Consider the following 368-nt stretch of genomic DNA (forward strand, 5'->3'; position numbering starts at 1 on the left):
TTTCCCATCGTACTTGCGGAAATTCCAACCTAGAAAGTCAAAGCCTTCCTTTATATGGACGACATGGGTCTTCTCGAGTGACAACTGCAGCCCTCGTACCGCTAGGAACTGCTCTACCCAAGGTCTGACTTCAGTTTCCAGCACCTCTCGCGAGGCTCCAGTTATCACAAAGTCATCCGCATAACGCACCACATTGATTTTCAGCTTCTTGGCCTTTGTCACCCCCCAGTACAGCTTGAGTTGTGATTCCAGCCCATCCAGCACCAAATTTGCCAAGGTGGGCGAGATAATCCCGCCCTGTGGCGTACCGGCATCCGTTGCCTGTAGCTGGCCTTTATGAATCACACCAGCTTTCAACCATTTCCGGA

At 51.4% G+C, this 368-nt stretch carries 1 protein-coding gene; it reads right to left on the reverse strand.

Translation table 11 applies throughout. From position 1 onward, the window contains the following. On the reverse strand, positions 1 to 368 hold a 368-nt coding region (locus tag E3W21_RS31855; protein WP_256661590.1), incomplete at both ends, for a reverse transcriptase domain-containing protein.

Source organism: Pseudomonas sp. F01002 (assembly GCF_004402115.1).
Lineage (GTDB): Bacteria > Pseudomonadota > Gammaproteobacteria > Pseudomonadales > Pseudomonadaceae > Aquipseudomonas > Aquipseudomonas frigoris.